Origin of the sequence: Hahella sp. CCB-MM4 (assembly GCF_002260525.1) — a bacterium.
In the GTDB taxonomy this organism is placed as follows: Bacteria; Pseudomonadota; Gammaproteobacteria; order Pseudomonadales; family Oleiphilaceae; genus Hahella.
The window spans coordinates 1-520 of the sequence record NZ_MRYI01000074.1 but is presented as its reverse complement, the minus strand read 5'-3'; the positions used below and the strand labels follow the sequence as shown (position 1 = coordinate 520).

The window sequence follows — 520 nt, the reverse complement described above, 5'->3', positions numbered from 1 at the left end:
GGTATAAAGCAAGGGCGTCAGGAAGATCCCCGGCGCGATCACGTTGACCCGCACACCGACTCGCGCCAATTCCCGCGCGATGGGCAGGGACATGGCAACGATGCCACCCTTCGAGGCCGAATAGGCCGCCTGCCCGATCTGCCCGTCGAAGGCCGCGACGGAGGCGGTATTGATCACCACGCCCCGTTCGCCATCCTCAAGCGGCTCTGCCTCGGCCATCCGCGCGGCAGAGAGGCGCAGCACGTTGAAGGTGCCGATCAGGTTGACGTTGATCGTGCGCTGGAAGGCCTCCAGCGCCAAGGGGCCATCACGGCCCAGGACGCGCCCGGCGGTGCCAATGCCCGCGCAATTGACGACGATGCGCGGCACGCCGTGCGCCGAGGTCGCAACGTCCAGCGCCGCGTTCACATCGGCCTCCGAGGTCACGTCCCCCATCGCCGACACGCCACCGATCTCGACCGCGACGGCCGCGCCCTTGTCCGCGTCGCGGTCGGGGATCGCCACCATCCCGCCGCGCGCC

1 protein-coding gene is annotated in these 520 nt (G+C 69.6%); it reads right to left on the bottom strand.

Annotation, left to right across the window (positions count from 1 at the left end; translation table 11 throughout):
* Window positions 1–520, bottom strand: a 520-nt coding sequence (locus tag BTA51_RS28945) for an SDR family NAD(P)-dependent oxidoreductase (protein WP_141215713.1), incomplete at both ends; no start/stop codon positions are given.